This window comes from Janthinobacterium lividum (assembly GCF_011601275.1).
Lineage (GTDB): Bacteria > Pseudomonadota > Gammaproteobacteria > Burkholderiales > Burkholderiaceae_D > Janthinobacterium > Janthinobacterium lividum_E.
This window is the reverse complement of the sequence record NZ_JAAOLY010000003.1, coordinates 83,358-98,569: the sequence shown is the minus strand read 5'-3', so window position 1 is coordinate 98,569 and position 15,212 is coordinate 83,358. Positions and strand designations below refer to the sequence as shown.

The following is a 15,212-nucleotide window of genomic DNA, read 5'->3' as shown; positions in this document are numbered from 1 at the left end:
AATCGGGCCTGGCGGCCAGACGATATGATGGGCGCGGGAGGCAAGGCCGCTGTCCTCACAAGCAATGGCCTGGGTGGCTGGTTCAAAACTGCGTCGCCACGGCAGCGTCAATTGGTGTTTGACCCCACTGAAAACGAAGTGGAGTACTACCACTATACGGAGAGCAACAGCCGCTTCGACCCAGACGGTGCGGAAACCAAAGCTGCAGATGCACGGCATCAAAATGTGCCCGATAGCTTTACCCCCATCCCTCCCTTGATGGGGACTAACAGGATCGCGACAACAACGCGTCCGAATCAAGGTAAAGCCTGCTCGTATCAAAGCCCAGCTCAAATAGCCCGTTGGCGAGGATGGAGTGAAGTGCTATTTGCTGGTGCGTACGGAACAATGCTACGGGCTGCCGAATTGCATCTCAATAACATGATTTCCGACGGTAAGTTACATCCTGTCTGGCGTCAAACGAGTGGCCTTGGTGCACTGCTTTTGCAAGATCCAACAAATTTTGGCGCGTCATCTGGCAAAGCAATTACCGTCAGCGATTTAAAGAAAATCGCTCCTTGCTGGTATCCAGTGCATGCGATGGGTTACAACTTTATTAAGAGCAATGGGGTATCCGCCATCACTATTGCAGAGCGACTACGCGGCTTGGTCAAAGGCTACCAGCAACGCGGATTCAAATGCAACGAAGTCATCATCGTCACACATAGCATGGGGGGCTTGCTGGCCCGTGCATTGATACACCCCAGCTATGGAAAGATGCTAGACGATAAAGATGTAAAAATCTTGGGCATTTATCACAACGTGATGCCAACCATTGGAGCCGCAGGGGCGTATAAACGCATGCGTTTTGGTTTTCAGGAAAGAGAAGGTAATGTAGCAGAAATAGAAGCCAAAATTCTGGGCATCGACGGTATGCATGCTACCGCCATTCTGGCTAACGCACCGGCACCACTGGAAATGTTGCCAGGTGCGGCATATGGCCAGAATTGGCTGAAAATTGTAGATGCACAGGATAAAGTTTTATGGAGCTGGCCTCGCGATAAGGCCACGGCACTGGAAAGCATTTACCTTCAACCCGCCAATGCGTGGTGGAGGCTAATCAATCCAAAATGGGTAAACCCCGCAGACCTCCCTTATGAAAAAGGTGGGGGTATAGAAAGAACAATGGAGAGAATAACATACGCCTCAAAATTTCTATCGTCCATAGAAAAAAATTTCCACCCAAACACTTATGCAAGCTATTGCGCTTCCCGAAATTTTTTAAGTTACGGCGACGTCGTATTTAAATTAATTGAAGGTCTTCATAGTGGCTCAAATGATCCGTGGAATAAATTCGAGCCGTTACCTGAAAAATGGAAGTTACTGGAAGATGATGCAAAGGGACAACTCCTGGTCCAGGCCGGAGGTAAATTCTTAAAGTTAAAGCTACAAGCAGCTAATGCACGTGGTGATGGAACGGTGCCGTCAGACCATTCTGCCCGGCACGTCACAGGCACACTTTTCGTACATGGCACGGCGGAAGCGAACGGTTATGAACACCAGAACAGCTACGCCGATACAAATGTAATGGCATCCATGCTGTATTCCATCGCGTGATGGGTAGCAATCTACGGATGGTACAAATTGCCAAGACGGCAAAATGGGAGTAAGCCATGAATAATAAGATAGAGAAAATAGTTCTTCTCATAATCGCAATTATTGCGATGGTATTCTTATACGCCTACGCGAAAAAAAATACGGACAAGGAGAACATAATGACCGGAAACTTCAAACTTAGCAAACGCCTGGGAACACTATTTTTAAAAACAAAAATAGTATGCTTCGGGCGCTATGCCCTAGAGGTTCCGCAAGAAGCGCAGCTGATATCAGGAGGGACAACAATTCTTTCGGAAATTAAGACCATACCAGGCGGAATATCAGAAAAAAACGAACGCATAGCAGAAGAAATTGAAAAAATAAAAAAAAATGACCCAACCTCTGAAATTACATACAATGGAAAGGGTCCAATAGAAAATAGCTGGCAACTTCAATACTATGATGGAGAATTCTCCAAAGAAAGTGAGCGTTTAATCTTCAAGACCTACATCACAAAAGGAATCCATATATTCATTCTTGACGGATCAACACGAAAAGGTGAAACAATAGCAGATTCCACACGAAATCAAATGATCCGCGCTAATAATTTACGTCTGCGCGATGAAAATGAAGTTCCCAAGGAACCTGGCTATTGCGTCAAACATGGTTTTATGAGCGACGACAAGTACGACAGTCAGGAAATGGCGGATGCAGGCCTGTATTTTCCCAGCTTTCCAGATGTTACTTTTTCCATTACATCGAATAAAAATGCCTACGGGGACTATCCTCCTGCCGAATATGATGCAAAAGTACGTGGAAAATTATCATTACTTGCTCGTATCCAGGAAGCAAAAGAGCAGCAAGGCAAGAATTATCCCGCTCGCACACTGCTACGCGAAGGCAAGCGTGACGTGCAACATTGGCATGGCGAGGAATCGTTGATACGGCGCACCGATGGCGTGCATGATTTTGAATGGACACTGGTCGGTACGCCGCGCGATATCGCCTATCCAGCGGTATTGGAAGCATCCATGTACACCAAAGTCGCCCACAACATGGTCGGCGCCGCCGAAGCCGCGTCGCTGACCGACGAGGAAGCCATCGCCTTGTGGGACAAGCTGCTGTCCGGCCTAAAGTTCCGGGTGAAGGTGCCGGGTGCGCCACCGGGTTCGTACTATATCGATCCGGACAAGCCAGCGCAGTGACAGCTGAATAAGCTCATGCTGGCGCCATGCCAGCCATTGCGCTAGCATCATCCTTTTGCCCCGAAAGCTTCCATGCCCACCACCCTGCGCCCCGCCCTGCCCGACGATATCGACGCCCTGTGGGCCCTGCGCACGGCGGCCGTGCGCGTCAGTTGCGCCACGCACTATGCGCCGGAACAGATCGCCGCGTGGACGGCTTCGCCCGTGCCGGCATCGTATGGCGCCATGCTGGCTACCGGTGGCGGCATCGTGGCCATGCAGGACGAGGCCATTGCCGGCTACGCCATGCTGGACGTGGATAAACAGGAAGTCGATGCCGTATTCGTCGATCCCGCCCGCGCGGGACTCGGCATCGGCAAGCGCCTGCTGGCGGCGCTGGAGCAACTGGCGCGCGGGCGCGGCATTGCGCGCCTGCACCTGTCCGCGTCGCTCAATGCCGTGCCGTTTTACCAGGCCGCAGGTTTTGTTGCCTTGCGCGAGGAAGCGTATGCGCATCCGAGCGGCATCAGCCTGGCCAGCGTGGCGATGGAAAAAGCGCTGGCGGCCGCCTGAACCTTCAATCAGGCAACGCGCCTGCCTCGGACTCGACCAGGCATTGCTGCAGCTTGGCGATCAGGGCGCGCACTTCGTCGTCGCCCAGGTCCAGCGGGTCGCCCTGCGCGCCGACGGCGATCAGGCAGATGGCCGAGCCGTCGTACCAGGCGTCGAGGCGTTCTTCTTGATTATTCATATTGTCTGGTTTCATCTCGCAGGTCGGCAAGCAAGTCAGCAGGCGCCGCGATGCTGGCGCTGCCTTGCGGTACGGGAAATACGAAAGCCAGCTGGCCATTGCTCGCCATGCCGGGCAGCCATTTGTTCAGAAAGTCTTCGAGCGCAATGGCGCGCGGCTGGAAATCCGCCCAGTCGCCGCTGGCACACGCTTGCGCGAATGCGGTTTCCGGCCAGAATGGGATAGCGACGTGGCCATGGGCTTGCGCCGTGGCCCAGCCGTTATGGTGCAAGCCCCACACTTGCTGCGTGTCGACCACCTTGCGCACAAAATAGGCAAAGCGCCGTGGCGTCGACAACTCTGCCACTTGCCTGTTTTTTTCAGGATGCATGATCGCTCCAAACCCGTAACTGCGGCCCGCACCAGCCCGTCACGATGTCGAGGGCGTCGAGTATCACGTCGTCCAGCGCGCCCTCCTGCGTGGCGGGGCGCAGTTCGTGCAGCAAGCTTGCCACCTGCGCGGCCGTCACGCCGCTGGCCTGGTAGCGCAGCAGGATGGCGTGCAGCGTGAGCAAACCTGCCCTGGCGTCCAGCGCGGCCAGCAAGTCCCTGTCGATGTCGGCGATGATGGTTTGCGGCATCTCAATCGGCCTGCCACGCGATGGCGGCCGGCCGCGCGCCGCCCGTCCTGAAAAACGCGACACAGGCGCGCTGGCACTGTTCCACGTCCACGCACCACGCCTCCGGGTATTCATCGACCTGGCCGTTGGCCAGCAGATAGCTGCACGTGCCCTGCGCCTCCTCGTCGCCCAGCGTATGAAAACTCAAGTCATCCTGCCCGGACAGATACATCAACCAGGCATTCTTTCCATTGCGCAGCATGCACAGGGCCGGGCCCTGTTCCGCATCCACGGCACGGGTCAGCCACAGCTCACATTGCGCCAGGGCGCGCGCCTCAAGCAGCGCCTGTTCCAGCGCCAGCACGCTGTCGATCGCACGCGCTTGGCCATGCAAATTGAGTTCCATTGTCATGCGTTTTCTCCACTCAAGTCGTTTGTCGCCAGCGCCGTGCTCAGGTACAGCTTGCCGCTCAGGTCGTGCAGCAGGCTGCTCTGGCGCAAGCGGTCCATCACCGGACCCTTCACTTCGGCCAGGTTCAGGCTGATGCCGCGCTTGGCCAGCGTGCTGTTGAGTTCGATCAAGCCCAGCAAGGCCGTGCTGTCGATCTGGTTGACGGCCGACAGTACCAGCACCAGGTGGCGCGCCGTCGGGTGGCCCCGCAACTCGTCTTCCACGCGCTCCGTGACGGCTTCCACGTTGCCGAAGAACAGGCCCGCATCGATGCGCAGCAGCAAGACGTCGGGCAGGGTTTGCGCTTCATAGCGCTCCACGTTGCGGAAGTGCTCGCTGTTCGGGATACGCCCCAGCACGGCGATGTGCGGGCGGCTGGCGCGCCAGATCAACGTGCCCATCGACAGCAGCACGCCGATCACCACGCCCGCTTCCACGCCCAGCACCAGCACGCCGGCCGTCGTCGCCAGCAGGGCCAGCGCATCGCTGCGGTCGTAGCGCCACGACAGTTTCAAGGTGTCCCAGTCCAGCAGGCTGCTGACGGCAAAGATGATGGTGGCCGCCAGCACGGGCAGCGGCAACAGCGCCAGCCAGCCCGTGGGCGCCACCAGCGCCAGCGCGAGCAGTCCCGCCGTAATGATGCTGGCCAGGGGTGTGTTGGCGCCCGCCTGGAAATTGACGGCCGAGCGCGAGATCGAGCCAGTGACGGGGAAGCCGCCCGACAGCGCGCTGGCCACGTTGGCCGCGCCCAGACCCAGCAGTTCACAGTTTGTATGCAATTTTTCACCGCGCTTTTGCGCCAGGGTCTGAGCGGCGGACATGCTCATCAAAAAGATGATGAAGGCGATCAAGAGCGCCGGCGACAGCAAGGTGCGCCAATGGGCGCTCGAGGTGGCCAGGTTCAGGCCCGGCAAGCCGCTGGGCACATGGCCCGTCGTCTGCACGCCCATCGCTTCCAGGCCGCAATAAGACACCAGCGCGATGCCGGCCAGCACCAGTGCCATCGGTGCCAGGCGCGCGCCCACGTCGGCCGCCACCTTGTTCAAGCCGCAGCGCTGCAGCAGACGCGACAGATAGCGCTTGGCCAGCCACAGGAACAGCAGGCCGGACAGTCCGAGCACGAGGCTGGGCGTATGCCAGTGGGGCCAGGTGGCGCCCAGGAGCGGTGTGATTTGCCCCCAGATGATCAGGATCGCGGCGCCATTGCTGAAACCGCTGATCACGGGGCGCGATAAAAAGCTGGCCATGAAACCCAGGCGCAGCACGCCGCACAGCAGCAGGACGAGGCCACTGATGAAGGCCAGCTGGGCGGCCAGCACGATGTAGAGGGAGGAACCGGGGTCGGCCAGCGGCGCCAGTGCCGCGGCCGTCATCAGGGAAACGATGGCCATGGGCCCCACCGATTGCGTCATGCTACTGCCGAACAAGGCGTATAGCACGGGCGGCAGGATGCTGGCGTAGATGCCCACCACGGGCGGCAAGCCGGCCACCAAGGCGTAGGCCATGCCTTGCGGCACCATCATCATGGCGACAACGATACCGGCAGTGATGTCCCCGGCCAACAGAGGACGCCGGTATTGCCTGAGCCAAAGCAGCATGATGAGATCCCAAAATCTGAAAACCGAAGCCTATCATGCGACGAGGCCGGCTGACAGGGGGATGTGCTTACTCTTGCAGCAATTGCACCTTCACGGCGTCGAGGATTTCCGCCGATAACACCTCGTCATCGACGCAGCGCGCCAGCACCATGGCGCCCACCATGGCGGCAAACGTGGCGATCGCCTGCCGGCGCCGTTCTTCCGGCGCGCCTTCGGGCAGCAAGCCTTCCAGCAGCGCGAACTGCTGCTGCGTCGCCTTGGCAAAGACGGGACGCGCGCCGGGCGACATGCGCGCCGCATCGACGCCCATGGCCGCCGCCGGGCAGCCGCCGCCGGGCTGGTCGCGGTGCCGGGTGGTCAGGTAGTTGTCGATAATCGCCGGCAGCGCCCGTTGCGGATCGCTGGCGACTTTCGCCCGCCAGCCTTCCAGCGATTTCTCCAGGGCATGCTGGCACGCCTCGATCATCAAGTCTTCCTTGGACGCGAAATGGCCATAGAAGCCGCCATGCGTGAGGCCCGCGTTCTTCATCAGGTCCGCCACGCCGATGCCGTCATAGCCCTTTTCGCGGAACAATCTGGCCGCCACCTCCACGATGCGCTCGCGGTTCAGCGCCGCCTGCTCCCTGCTTACTTTCATGCTGCCCTCCTACATTTATGTCAACCATCATATAACTTTGCGCCCGTTTGCGCCACTCTGTTAGCAAGCGCACCGTGTGATGCGCATGCCGCGCCGATACTGGACCTTCGTTTACAAGGAGGCCAGCATGAACGAGAACAAGGACCAGTCCGCCGGCAATTTGCAGCGCAGCATCCAACAGGAACAGGACCATAACGATAAGCAGCGCGATGCCGCCAAATCCGGCAAGGAAAGCAAGCAGCCCGTGCAGACGGGCCACGGCAGCCAGCCTGTCCCGCCCCTGCCCGCCCAGCATCTGGACAAGCCGGGCATCGAAGGACAGATGCAGCTCAAACCCCGCTTCCTGGCGCCCGACTACTGCGGCAGCGGCAAGCTGGCCGGCATGGTGGCCGTCATCACGGGCGGCGATTCGGGCATCGGCCGCGCCGTGGCCGTGCTGTACGCGCGCGAAGGGGCCGATGTCGCCATCATTTACCTGAACGAGCATGAAGACGCCCACGAAACGAAGCGCTACGTGGAAGCGGAAGGCCAAAACTGTCTCCTGATTCCCGGCGACGTGCGCGACCAGGGGTTTTGCCAGCAAGCCGTCAGCCAGGTGATGGCCAAGTTCACGCATATCGATGTGCTGGTGAACAACGCCGCCTTCCAGGAACACGCGGAGTCCTTGCTCGACCTGAGCGAGGAACGCTTCGACCTCACCATGAAAACCAATGTCTACGGTTACTTTCACATGGCCAAGGCCGTGCTGCCCCATTTGCAGCGCGGCGCGTCCATCATCAACACGGGTTCCGTGACGGGATTGCAAGGCTCGAAGCACTTGCTCGACTATTCCACCACCAAGGGCGCCATCCATGCATTTACCATGGCGCTGGCCGGCAATTTGCTCGACAAGGGCATCCGCGTCAACGCCATCGCGCCCGGGCCCGTCTGGACGCCGCTCAATCCGGCCGACAAATCGCCCGAGGACATCCAGAAATTCGGCCAGGACACGGACATGCGCCGCCCTGCCCAGCCGGAAGAACTGTCGCCCGCCTACGTCTTCCTGGCTTCGCCCGCCTGTTCCAGCTACATCAGCGGCATCGTCCTGCCCGTCACCGGCAGCGTGGGGGAATAAGCGATGGCGCGCGCACTGTGGAAAGGCGCCATCAGCTTCGGCCTCGTGCACATCCCCGTCGAGCTGGTTTCAGCCAGTCTCGACCATGAACTGGACTTGTCCATGCTGGACCGGCGCGACTTCGCGCCCATCGGCTACAAGCGCTACAACAAGAAGACGGGCAAGGAAGTCGAATGGGACGACATCATCAAGGGCTATGAATACAAGACGGATGAGTACGTGGTGCTGTCCGAGGAAGATTTACGGCAAGCCAATGTGAAGGCCACGCAAACCATCGACATATTGACCTTTGTCGATGCGCTTGAGGTGCCGTTGACCTTTTACGAGCACCCGTATTATTTGCTGCCTGCCAAGGGCGGCGAGAAAGTCTATGCCCTGCTGCGCGAAACCTTGCGCAAGGCCAATAAAGTGGGCATCGCCAGCGTGGTCATGCGCACCAAGCAGCATTTGTGCGCACTCGTGTGCGTGGGCGACGCCATCGTGCTCAACACCTTGCGCTATGCCGATGAAATCCGCCCCACGGACGACCTTGATTTGCCCGCCAGCACCCTGAAAGCGGCGGGCATTTCCGACAAGGAACTCAAGATGGCCCTGTCGCTGGTGGAAGGCATGAGCGAAGCGTGGGAACCCGGGCAATACCACGACAGTTACCGCGAAGACGTGCTGGCGCTGGTGAAAAAGAAAATCAAGGCCAAACAGACCAAGACCATCACGCCGCCCGCGCCCGAGCCGGAAGAAGAGCACGGCAGCAACGTGATCGACCTGGTGGCCCTGCTGCAGCAAAGCCTGGGCAAGAAAGCGCCGGCCGCGCCGGCCCGCAAGCGCGCGGCCTCGTCCACTACCCGCAAACCGCCGCCTTCCAGGCGCAAGGCGGCCTGAAACACGCCTCGCAGCCAGGAGAATCTTCAACAATATAAATGCATTGACTTTGATCAGGCTTCTCGCTACGTTATGCACTGGCCTGCCACCCGGCAAGCCTTGTCATGCGTGCGGGAAAAAATGGATGCCGAGTTAGATCAGCTTATCCTCAACGGCGCCCCTGGCGGCGTTGTCATCACGAACGAAGAGCATGCCGTCGTGCGCTGGACGGCCGAGGCGCAGCGCATTTTCGGCTATGCCAGCGACGAAGCGCTGGGCCGCACGCTGTGGGAGCTGATTTCCTTGCCGGGACAGGCCGAAGCATCCCCGATGATCGACGAGCAGCTGGCCTTGCACGGCAGCTACGACCGCGAATCGCTGCGGAGGCGCAAGGATGGTGAGCTCATCTACGTCGACGTCGCGTGCCAGACGGCACAGGCCGGTGTGGGCGCCACCCGCTACCTGATTTCCACCATGAAGGACACGACCTTGCTGAAGGCGGCGCGCGACGCCCAGTTCGTCGACGTGCGCTACCGCGTGCTGTTCGAATCGACGCCGGACAGCGTCATCATGGTCAATGCCACGGGCGCCATCGTGCTGGCCAACCAGCAGGCGCAGCGCCTGTTCGGCTACGCGGAAGGCGAATTGAACGGCAGGCAAATCGATAGCCTGCTGCCGCAACGCCTGCGCCATTCGCACGTGGCGCACCGTTCGCGCTATTTCGACCAGCCGCGTACGCGCACCATGGGCGCCGACCTGGAATTGCTGGGCGTCCGCAAGGACAACATCGAGTTCCCCGTGGAAATCAGCCTGTCGCCGATCCAGACGGAGATCGGCACCTTCGTCATCAGCGCCATCCGCGACGTCAGCGACCGCCGCCGGGCCGAGCAGAAGTTCCGCGGCTTGCTCGAATCGGCGCCGGACGCCATCGTCATCGTCAACGGCGATGGCGAGATCGTGCTCGTCAATTCGCAAACGGAGCGCCTGTTCGGCTATTCGCGCGCAGAGCTGCTGGGGCGCAACGTGGAAGTGCTGATCCCGGCCCGCTACGCCCACGATCATCCGCGCCACCGTCAGAGCTTTTCCACGGCGCCGCGCGCCCGCTCCATGGGCGCGGGGCTGGAACTGTACGGCTTGCGCCGCGATGGCACCGAGTTTCCCGTCGAAATCAGCCTGTCGCCGCTGGAAACGGACGAGGGCGTGCTGGTCTCGTCGGCCATCCGCGACATCACCGAGCGCAAGCGCATCGAACGCACGCTCAACGAACAGAAAATTGAACTCGAGCGGGCCAGCCAGGCGAAGGACCGCTTTCTCACCAGCATGTCGCATGAACTACGCACGCCGCTGAACGCCATCCTCGGCTTTGCCCAGCTGCTGGCCAACGAAGCCTTGCCCGCCACCGTGCTGCAAAAGCGCGCCTTCGTGCAAAACATCGTCACCTCGGGCCGCCACCTGCTCACCCTGATCAATGAAATCCTCGACCTGGCAAAGATCGAATCAGGCAGTCTGAGCCTGTCGATGGAAGCGGTGACGCTGCCCGCGCTGATCGAGGAAGTGCGCGTGATGGTGGAAGACCAGGCGCAGCAGCGCCAGATCCACCTGGTTGTTCCCGCTTGCGCGCCGCTGACGCTCAGGGCTGACCATACGCGCCTCAAGCAAGTGCTGCTGAACCTGCTGTCGAACGCCATCAAATACAACCGCCCGGACGGCAAGGTGGAACTGGAAATTTCTCAGCCCGATGCGCAGCGCGTGCGCATCGCCATCCGCGACACGGGCAAGGGCCTGGACGAGGCGCAAATGGCCGAACTGTTCCAGCCGTTTAACCGCCTGGGACAGGAGGCGGGCAGCGAGGAAGGCACGGGCATCGGCCTGGTCGTCACCAAGCGCCTGGTCGAGCTGATGGGCGGCAGCATGGGCGTGCACAGCTGCGTTGGCGTGGGCAGCATGTTCTGGATCGAACTGGGCACCACGGCCGCCCCGCCCGCCAGCCGGCTAGCGGAAACGGAATACCTGCCCGAGCCTGCCGGCGACGCCGGGGACGGTGACGGCGGACAGGCGCTGCTGCTGTACGTGGAAGATAATCCGGCCAGTTTGCGCCTGGTGGAAGACATCGTCAGTTTCCTGCCCCACCTGCGCATGATCTCGGCCACCGACGCGCGCCAGGGCATCGCGCTGGCGCTGGAGCGCCGGCCCGATGTCATCCTGATGGATATCAACCTGCCCGGCATGAATGGCAACCAGGCGCAGCGCATCCTGCGCAACGATACGCGCACGGCGCACATCCCCGTCATCGCCCTGACGGCCAACGCCATGAAAGGCGATATCCGGCACGGCCTGGCGGCGGGCTTTTTCCGCTACCTGACCAAACCCGTCGAGATCACCCTGCTCAACGCGGCCATCGAGGAAGCGCTACAACTGGCCCGCACCGCCCTGCCGCTCAAGCCGGAGGAGTAAACGCCAGCTTTTTCATGGCAGCACCGAGACCTTTCGCGCTGCGCGCATAGCCGTCCCACGGCGTGTTGCCCACGTCGAGGCGGCTGTGTACATTGCCCACGTTCCACTGGTCGCCCGCCGTCAGCTCGTCGAGCTCCTCCCAGGCCAGCGGCACGGAAATGCCCAGCCCGGAACGCGTGCGGGCCGACCACGCGCACACGGTGGTGGCGCCCCGGCCGTTACGTAAATAATCGATGAAGATTTTGCCGACGCGGTTGGCGGGGCCGCTCTTGACGACAAACCTCTCCGGGATGTGCTGCGCCATGTGCGCCACGATGGCTTGCGAGAACGCCTTTACCGTGTCCCAGTCATGCTTGGGCCGAATCGGCACGACCACATGCAAGCCCTTGCCGCCGCTGGTTTTCAGCCAGGCGGGCAAGCCCAGCTCCGTCAAAAAGGCGCGCAGCAGCACGGCCGCCTCGCGGATGGCCGGCCAGGCCACGCCCTTGCCCGGGTCCAGGTCGAATACCAGGCGATTCGGCGTGTCGTAGGCACTGGCCAGCGCGTTTTGCGTGTGAAATTCCACCACATTCCACTGCGCCGCCGACAATAGCCCCTGCAGGCTGGCCACTTCCAGCATGGGCGGGTGTTCCGGGTCCAGCCGTGCATCGAGCTGTTTGACACCGGGCATCTTCGACGTTTCCACATGCTTCTGAAAGAACAGCTCGCCACCAACGCCCGATAGCGCGCGCACCAGCGACACGGGCCTGCCGCGCAAATGCATGAGCATCAGCTTGCCCACCAGTGCGTAATAGCACACCAGGTCGATCTTCCTGGCGCCGCTGTCCCTGTCGATCACGCGGTCCGCATGGCTGACCTTGAAACTGGACGGCAAGACGCAGTCCGGCGTGGATTTACTCTCCATTGTCTTCTCCCTGTCGAGTCGCCGCGCCCGCTCGCGCACGATGGCGGCCGGCTTTTTATCCTCGCGCAAGCCGTGAAACACGGCATGGCGGACGGCGCCGCCACTCGTCCATTGCGCAAAACCGACCTCGGCCACCAATTGCGGCTGGACCCAGATGGGCTGGCGCACGCCGCCAGCCTTGCCTTCAAACGGACTCGTCTCGATAGCCAGCGCATCGAGCCGGCGCCGCAAGTCGCGCAGGCTGGCATCGTCAAAGCCGCTGCCCACATTGCCCGCATAGCGCAGCTTGCCTTGCGCATCATGCACGCCCAGCAAAAGTGAACCGATCCCTTCGCGCGCGCCCTGCGGCGCCGTATAACCGCCGATGACGAATTCCTGGCGCAACCCGCATTTGAGCTTGATCCAGTCGCCGGAACGCCGCGTGACATAGGGCGAGCCGCGCCGCTTGCCGATCACCCCTTCCAGCCCCAAGCGGCAGGCGTGGGCCAGCAGTTGCTGCGGAGCAGCATCGAGCGCGTCGCTGAAGCGCACCAGCGGCGACGCGGGCAAGCTCTGCAACAGTTGTTGCAGCAAGGCCCTGCGCGCCTCGACGGGCTGTCCCCGCAGATCGTGGCCATCGAAATACGGCACGTCGAACAGGTAATACGCGATGTCGCTGGTCGTTTCCGCATCGAACGCGCGCTGCAAGGCGCCAAAATCCGGGTGGCCGCTGGCGTCGTTGACGACGATTTCACCGTCATACCAGCCTGGCGGCAAGCCCAGTTTTTCCAGCGATCGCCGCAGCTTCGGCAGTTTCGCCGTCCAGTCGTTGCCATTGCGCGTCATCAAGCTGACCTGCTCCCCATCGCAACGCGCGAGGATGCGGTAACCGTCGAATTTCACCTCGAAAATCCAGTCTTGCGCATCCGGCGGAGGCGTATCGACGAGGGTGGCCAGCTGCGGCGACAAGGTAGCGGGCAGGTCGGCATCGGGCGCTGCGGAGCGGTCCGCCCTCTTCTTGCGCTTGGGCATGGCCTTGTTCCTGACGCTGTCAGGGAACTCGTCGACGACAGAAAATTCCGCTGCCGGCCGTGCGTAGTCGTCTTTTTCCTTGATCAGCAGCCAGGCCGGCTGCTTTTCGCTGCGTTTGTCTCCCCTGCCTTTCATGCGCACCAGCACCCACTTGCCATGCATCTTGTGGCCATGCACGGTGAATTTCAGCTCGCCGGCCGCCAGCGCCTTGCGCGCATCGGGCGTGGCGGGCTGGGGCTGCCACGTTCCTTTATCCCAGATGATGACCTTGCCCGCGCCATACTGTTTTTCGGGGATCGTGCCTTCAAAACTCGCATACGCAATCGGATGGTCTTCCACCTGCACGGCCATGCGCTTGTCGCGCGGGTCGTAGCTGGGCCCTTTCGGCACGGCCCAGCTTTTCATCGTGCCATCGAGTTCCAGCCGGAAGTCATAGTGCAAACGGCTGGCCCAATGCTTCTGGATGACGAAGGTGAGCGCGTCGTTCGCGTCCTTGTCGCCTCCGGCAGGCTCGGGCGTGACGGCGAAATTGCGTTTGGACCGGTAGGTTTTCAGGTCGGCTTTCATGATAAACCCAAGCAATATGGATGGCATCGACTGTAAGCCGCAGCGGAACGTGGCGCGGTACGCCAGCTAACAGAGTGCCGGCCCCGGCAAATGTAAGTGTTTGTAATTCGCAAAAATCGTGTCAACGCTATTGCCTCACGGCGCGTTTTTGGCTCAGTGACAGGGGATTGATCTCCTGAACTACAACCCCACTTCTCGAGGAACTGCACCATGAAAAAAGTAATCGCTACTCTGATCGCCGGCTTGTTCGCTACCGCAGCCTTTGCTCAAACGCCAGCCGCGCCTGTCAAGGCCGAAGCCAAGCACACCAAGGAAGTGGCCAAAGCGGAAGCCAAGGAAACCAAGGCCGTAGTCAAAGCCGACGCCAAGGAAGCGGCCGTCGTCGCCGATGCGAAAGCCGATGTCGCCAGCGCCAAGGCCGACGCCAAAGTCACCAAAGCCAAAGCCCATCACAAAGCGAAAAAAGCCAAGGCCAAGGCTGACGAAGCCAAAACTGAAGCAACCGCAGCAGCAGCCAAATAATCGCCTCCGCGCGTTTTTTTGCACCAGAAAAAAAGACAGCTTCGGCTGTCTTTTTGCATTTTCAAACCGCCTTCTTTAATTAACGTCGCCTAAATTACCCGATTGTAAGAAAGTGTAAACAAGGTCAACGATAACCTTCCGGGCCGCGTTTTATGCTCAGTGACACGGGAATCATCCCGGCACCAACAGACATACCAGACAAACCACCACTGAGGACTGCACCATGAAAAAAGCAATTGTTACCCTGATCGCCGGCCTGTTCGCAACCGCAGCCTTCGCCCAAACCCCGGCAGCACCTGCGGCCGCTCCGGCAGCCTCGGTACCAGCGAAAGTGGAAGCGGCCCATACCAAGGCTGTCGTGAAAGCGGATGCCAAGGAAGCGCAAGCCGTCGTCAAAGCGGATGCCAAGGAAGCGAAAGCAGTCGTTGCCGCGAAAACGGACGTCGCCAGCGCCAAGGCGGAAGCGGCCACCACGAAAGCCAAGGCACACCACAAGGCCAAGAAAACCAAGGCCAAGGCTGACGAAAAGCTGGCATCGGCCACCACCGAAGCCGCACCAGCAGCAGCCAAGTAACCCCCTGCCATCGCCTACCACTCACCAGGAAAATACAATGAAAAAAGTTATCGCCACCCTCATCGCCGGCCTGTTCGCAACCGCAGCCTTCGCCCAAACCCCTGCCGCTCCGGCAGCATCGGCTCCGGCCAAGGCGGAAGCGGCCCACACGAAAGCCGTGGTCAAGGCTGAAGCCAAGGAAACCAAGGCCGTCGTGAAAGCCGATGCGAAAGAAGCAGCCGTCGTCGCCGATGCGAAAGCCGACGTCGCCAGCGCCAAGGCCGACGCCAAAGCCACCAAGGCCAAGGCCCATCACAAGGCCAGCAAAGCCAAAGTAAAGGCGGATGCGGCGAAAGCGGCGGAAACCGCTCCAGCAGCACCGGCAACGCCAGCGAAGTAAGCGCGAACGACGTCACGCAAGCGCATCCGCCGGG

General features: G+C 60.5%; 16 protein-coding genes. 9 read left to right on the top strand and 7 right to left on the bottom strand.

The annotated features are described in order from the left end of the window. Positions 1-24 precede the first annotated feature (24 nt). From GYK42_RS05775 to GYK42_RS05765, 3 genes are all read left to right on the top strand, one after another. A complete protein-coding gene (locus tag GYK42_RS05775) occupies positions 25-1,596 on the top strand; it encodes an esterase/lipase family protein (RefSeq protein ID WP_240943477.1) in 1,572 nt (523 codons plus the stop codon). A gap of 56 nt (positions 1,597-1,652) precedes the next feature. Next, on the top strand, positions 1,653-2,780 hold the full coding sequence (locus GYK42_RS05770) for a T6SS immunity protein Tli4 family protein (RefSeq protein ID WP_240943476.1): 1,128 nt from the start codon (positions 1,653-1,655) through the stop codon (positions 2,778-2,780). A 72-nt stretch (positions 2,781-2,852) separates the two neighbouring features. Then, positions 2,853-3,332 (top strand): GNAT family N-acetyltransferase, encoded by a 480-nt coding sequence (locus tag GYK42_RS05765; RefSeq protein WP_166446706.1) that lies wholly within the window; start codon positions 2,853-2,855, stop codon positions 3,330-3,332. Positions 3,333-3,336: 4 nt separating this feature from the next. Here GYK42_RS05765 and GYK42_RS05760 read toward each other — a convergent pair whose 3' ends face one another. From GYK42_RS05760 to GYK42_RS05735, 6 genes are all read right to left on the bottom strand, one after another. After that, entirely contained in the window at positions 3,337-3,510 is a 174-nt protein-coding gene (locus GYK42_RS05760) for a hypothetical protein (RefSeq protein ID WP_166446705.1), read from the bottom strand. Next, the gene (locus GYK42_RS05755) at positions 3,503-3,880 is read right to left on the bottom strand and encodes a DUF2750 domain-containing protein (protein WP_166446704.1); all 378 of its coding nucleotides are present in this window, start codon (positions 3,878-3,880) and stop codon (positions 3,503-3,505) included. The genes GYK42_RS05760 and GYK42_RS05755 overlap by 8 nt, the downstream gene beginning before the upstream one ends. Further along, entirely contained in the window at positions 3,870-4,130 is a 261-nt protein-coding gene (locus tag GYK42_RS05750; RefSeq protein ID WP_166446703.1) for a hypothetical protein, read from the bottom strand. The genes GYK42_RS05755 and GYK42_RS05750 overlap by 11 nt, the downstream gene beginning before the upstream one ends. 1 nt (position 4,131) lies before the next feature. Then, positions 4,132-4,521, bottom strand: coding sequence for an Imm1 family immunity protein (locus GYK42_RS05745; RefSeq protein WP_166446702.1), 390 nt, complete (start codon positions 4,519-4,521; stop codon positions 4,132-4,134). After that, positions 4,518-6,158, bottom strand: coding sequence for a SulP family inorganic anion transporter (locus GYK42_RS05740; RefSeq protein ID WP_166446701.1), 1,641 nt, complete (start codon positions 6,156-6,158; stop codon positions 4,518-4,520). Before GYK42_RS05740 ends, GYK42_RS05745 begins: the two co-directional genes overlap by 4 nt. 67 nt (positions 6,159-6,225) lie before the next feature. Continuing rightward, entirely contained in the window at positions 6,226-6,795 is a 570-nt protein-coding gene (locus tag GYK42_RS05735; RefSeq protein WP_166446700.1) for a TetR/AcrR family transcriptional regulator, read from the bottom strand. Positions 6,796-6,922: 127 nt separating this feature from the next. Between GYK42_RS05735 and GYK42_RS05730 the strand changes: the two genes are divergently transcribed. From GYK42_RS05730 to GYK42_RS05720, 3 genes are all read left to right on the top strand, one after another. After that, positions 6,923-7,909, top strand: coding sequence for an SDR family oxidoreductase (locus GYK42_RS05730; RefSeq protein WP_166446699.1), 987 nt, complete (start codon positions 6,923-6,925; stop codon positions 7,907-7,909). Between the two features lie 3 nt (positions 7,910-7,912). Then, positions 7,913-8,788 carry a Ku protein gene (locus tag GYK42_RS05725; protein WP_166446698.1) on the top strand — a complete coding sequence of 292 codons (876 nt, stop codon included), beginning with the start codon at positions 7,913-7,915 and terminating at the stop codon, positions 8,786-8,788. Between the two features lie 120 nt (positions 8,789-8,908). Continuing rightward, positions 8,909-11,221 carry a PAS domain S-box protein gene (locus tag GYK42_RS05720; RefSeq protein WP_166446697.1) on the top strand — a complete coding sequence of 771 codons (2,313 nt, stop codon included), beginning with the start codon at positions 8,909-8,911 and terminating at the stop codon, positions 11,219-11,221. Here the strand turns inward: GYK42_RS05720 and ligD are convergent. Beyond that, positions 11,205-13,703 (bottom strand): DNA ligase D, encoded by a 2,499-nt coding sequence (ligD, locus tag GYK42_RS05715; protein WP_205711290.1) that lies wholly within the window; start codon positions 13,701-13,703, stop codon positions 11,205-11,207. The genes GYK42_RS05720 and ligD overlap by 17 nt on opposite strands. Positions 13,704-13,913: 210 nt before the next feature. Between ligD and GYK42_RS05710 the strand changes: the two genes are divergently transcribed. The 3 genes from GYK42_RS05710 to GYK42_RS05700 all read left to right on the top strand — a co-directional run bounded on the left by GYK42_RS05710 (position 13,914) and on the right by GYK42_RS05700 (position 15,178). After that, on the top strand, positions 13,914-14,225 hold the full coding sequence (locus GYK42_RS05710) for a hypothetical protein (RefSeq protein WP_058048662.1): 312 nt from the start codon (positions 13,914-13,916) through the stop codon (positions 14,223-14,225). A gap of 223 nt (positions 14,226-14,448) precedes the next feature. Beyond that, positions 14,449-14,799 carry a hypothetical protein gene (locus GYK42_RS05705; RefSeq protein ID WP_166446696.1) on the top strand — a complete coding sequence of 117 codons (351 nt, stop codon included), beginning with the start codon at positions 14,449-14,451 and terminating at the stop codon, positions 14,797-14,799. A 37-nt stretch (positions 14,800-14,836) separates the two neighbouring features. Continuing rightward, complete coding sequence (locus tag GYK42_RS05700) at positions 14,837-15,178, top strand: hypothetical protein (RefSeq protein ID WP_166446695.1); 342 nt, start codon at positions 14,837-14,839, stop codon at positions 15,176-15,178. Positions 15,179-15,212: the final 34 nt, after the last annotated feature.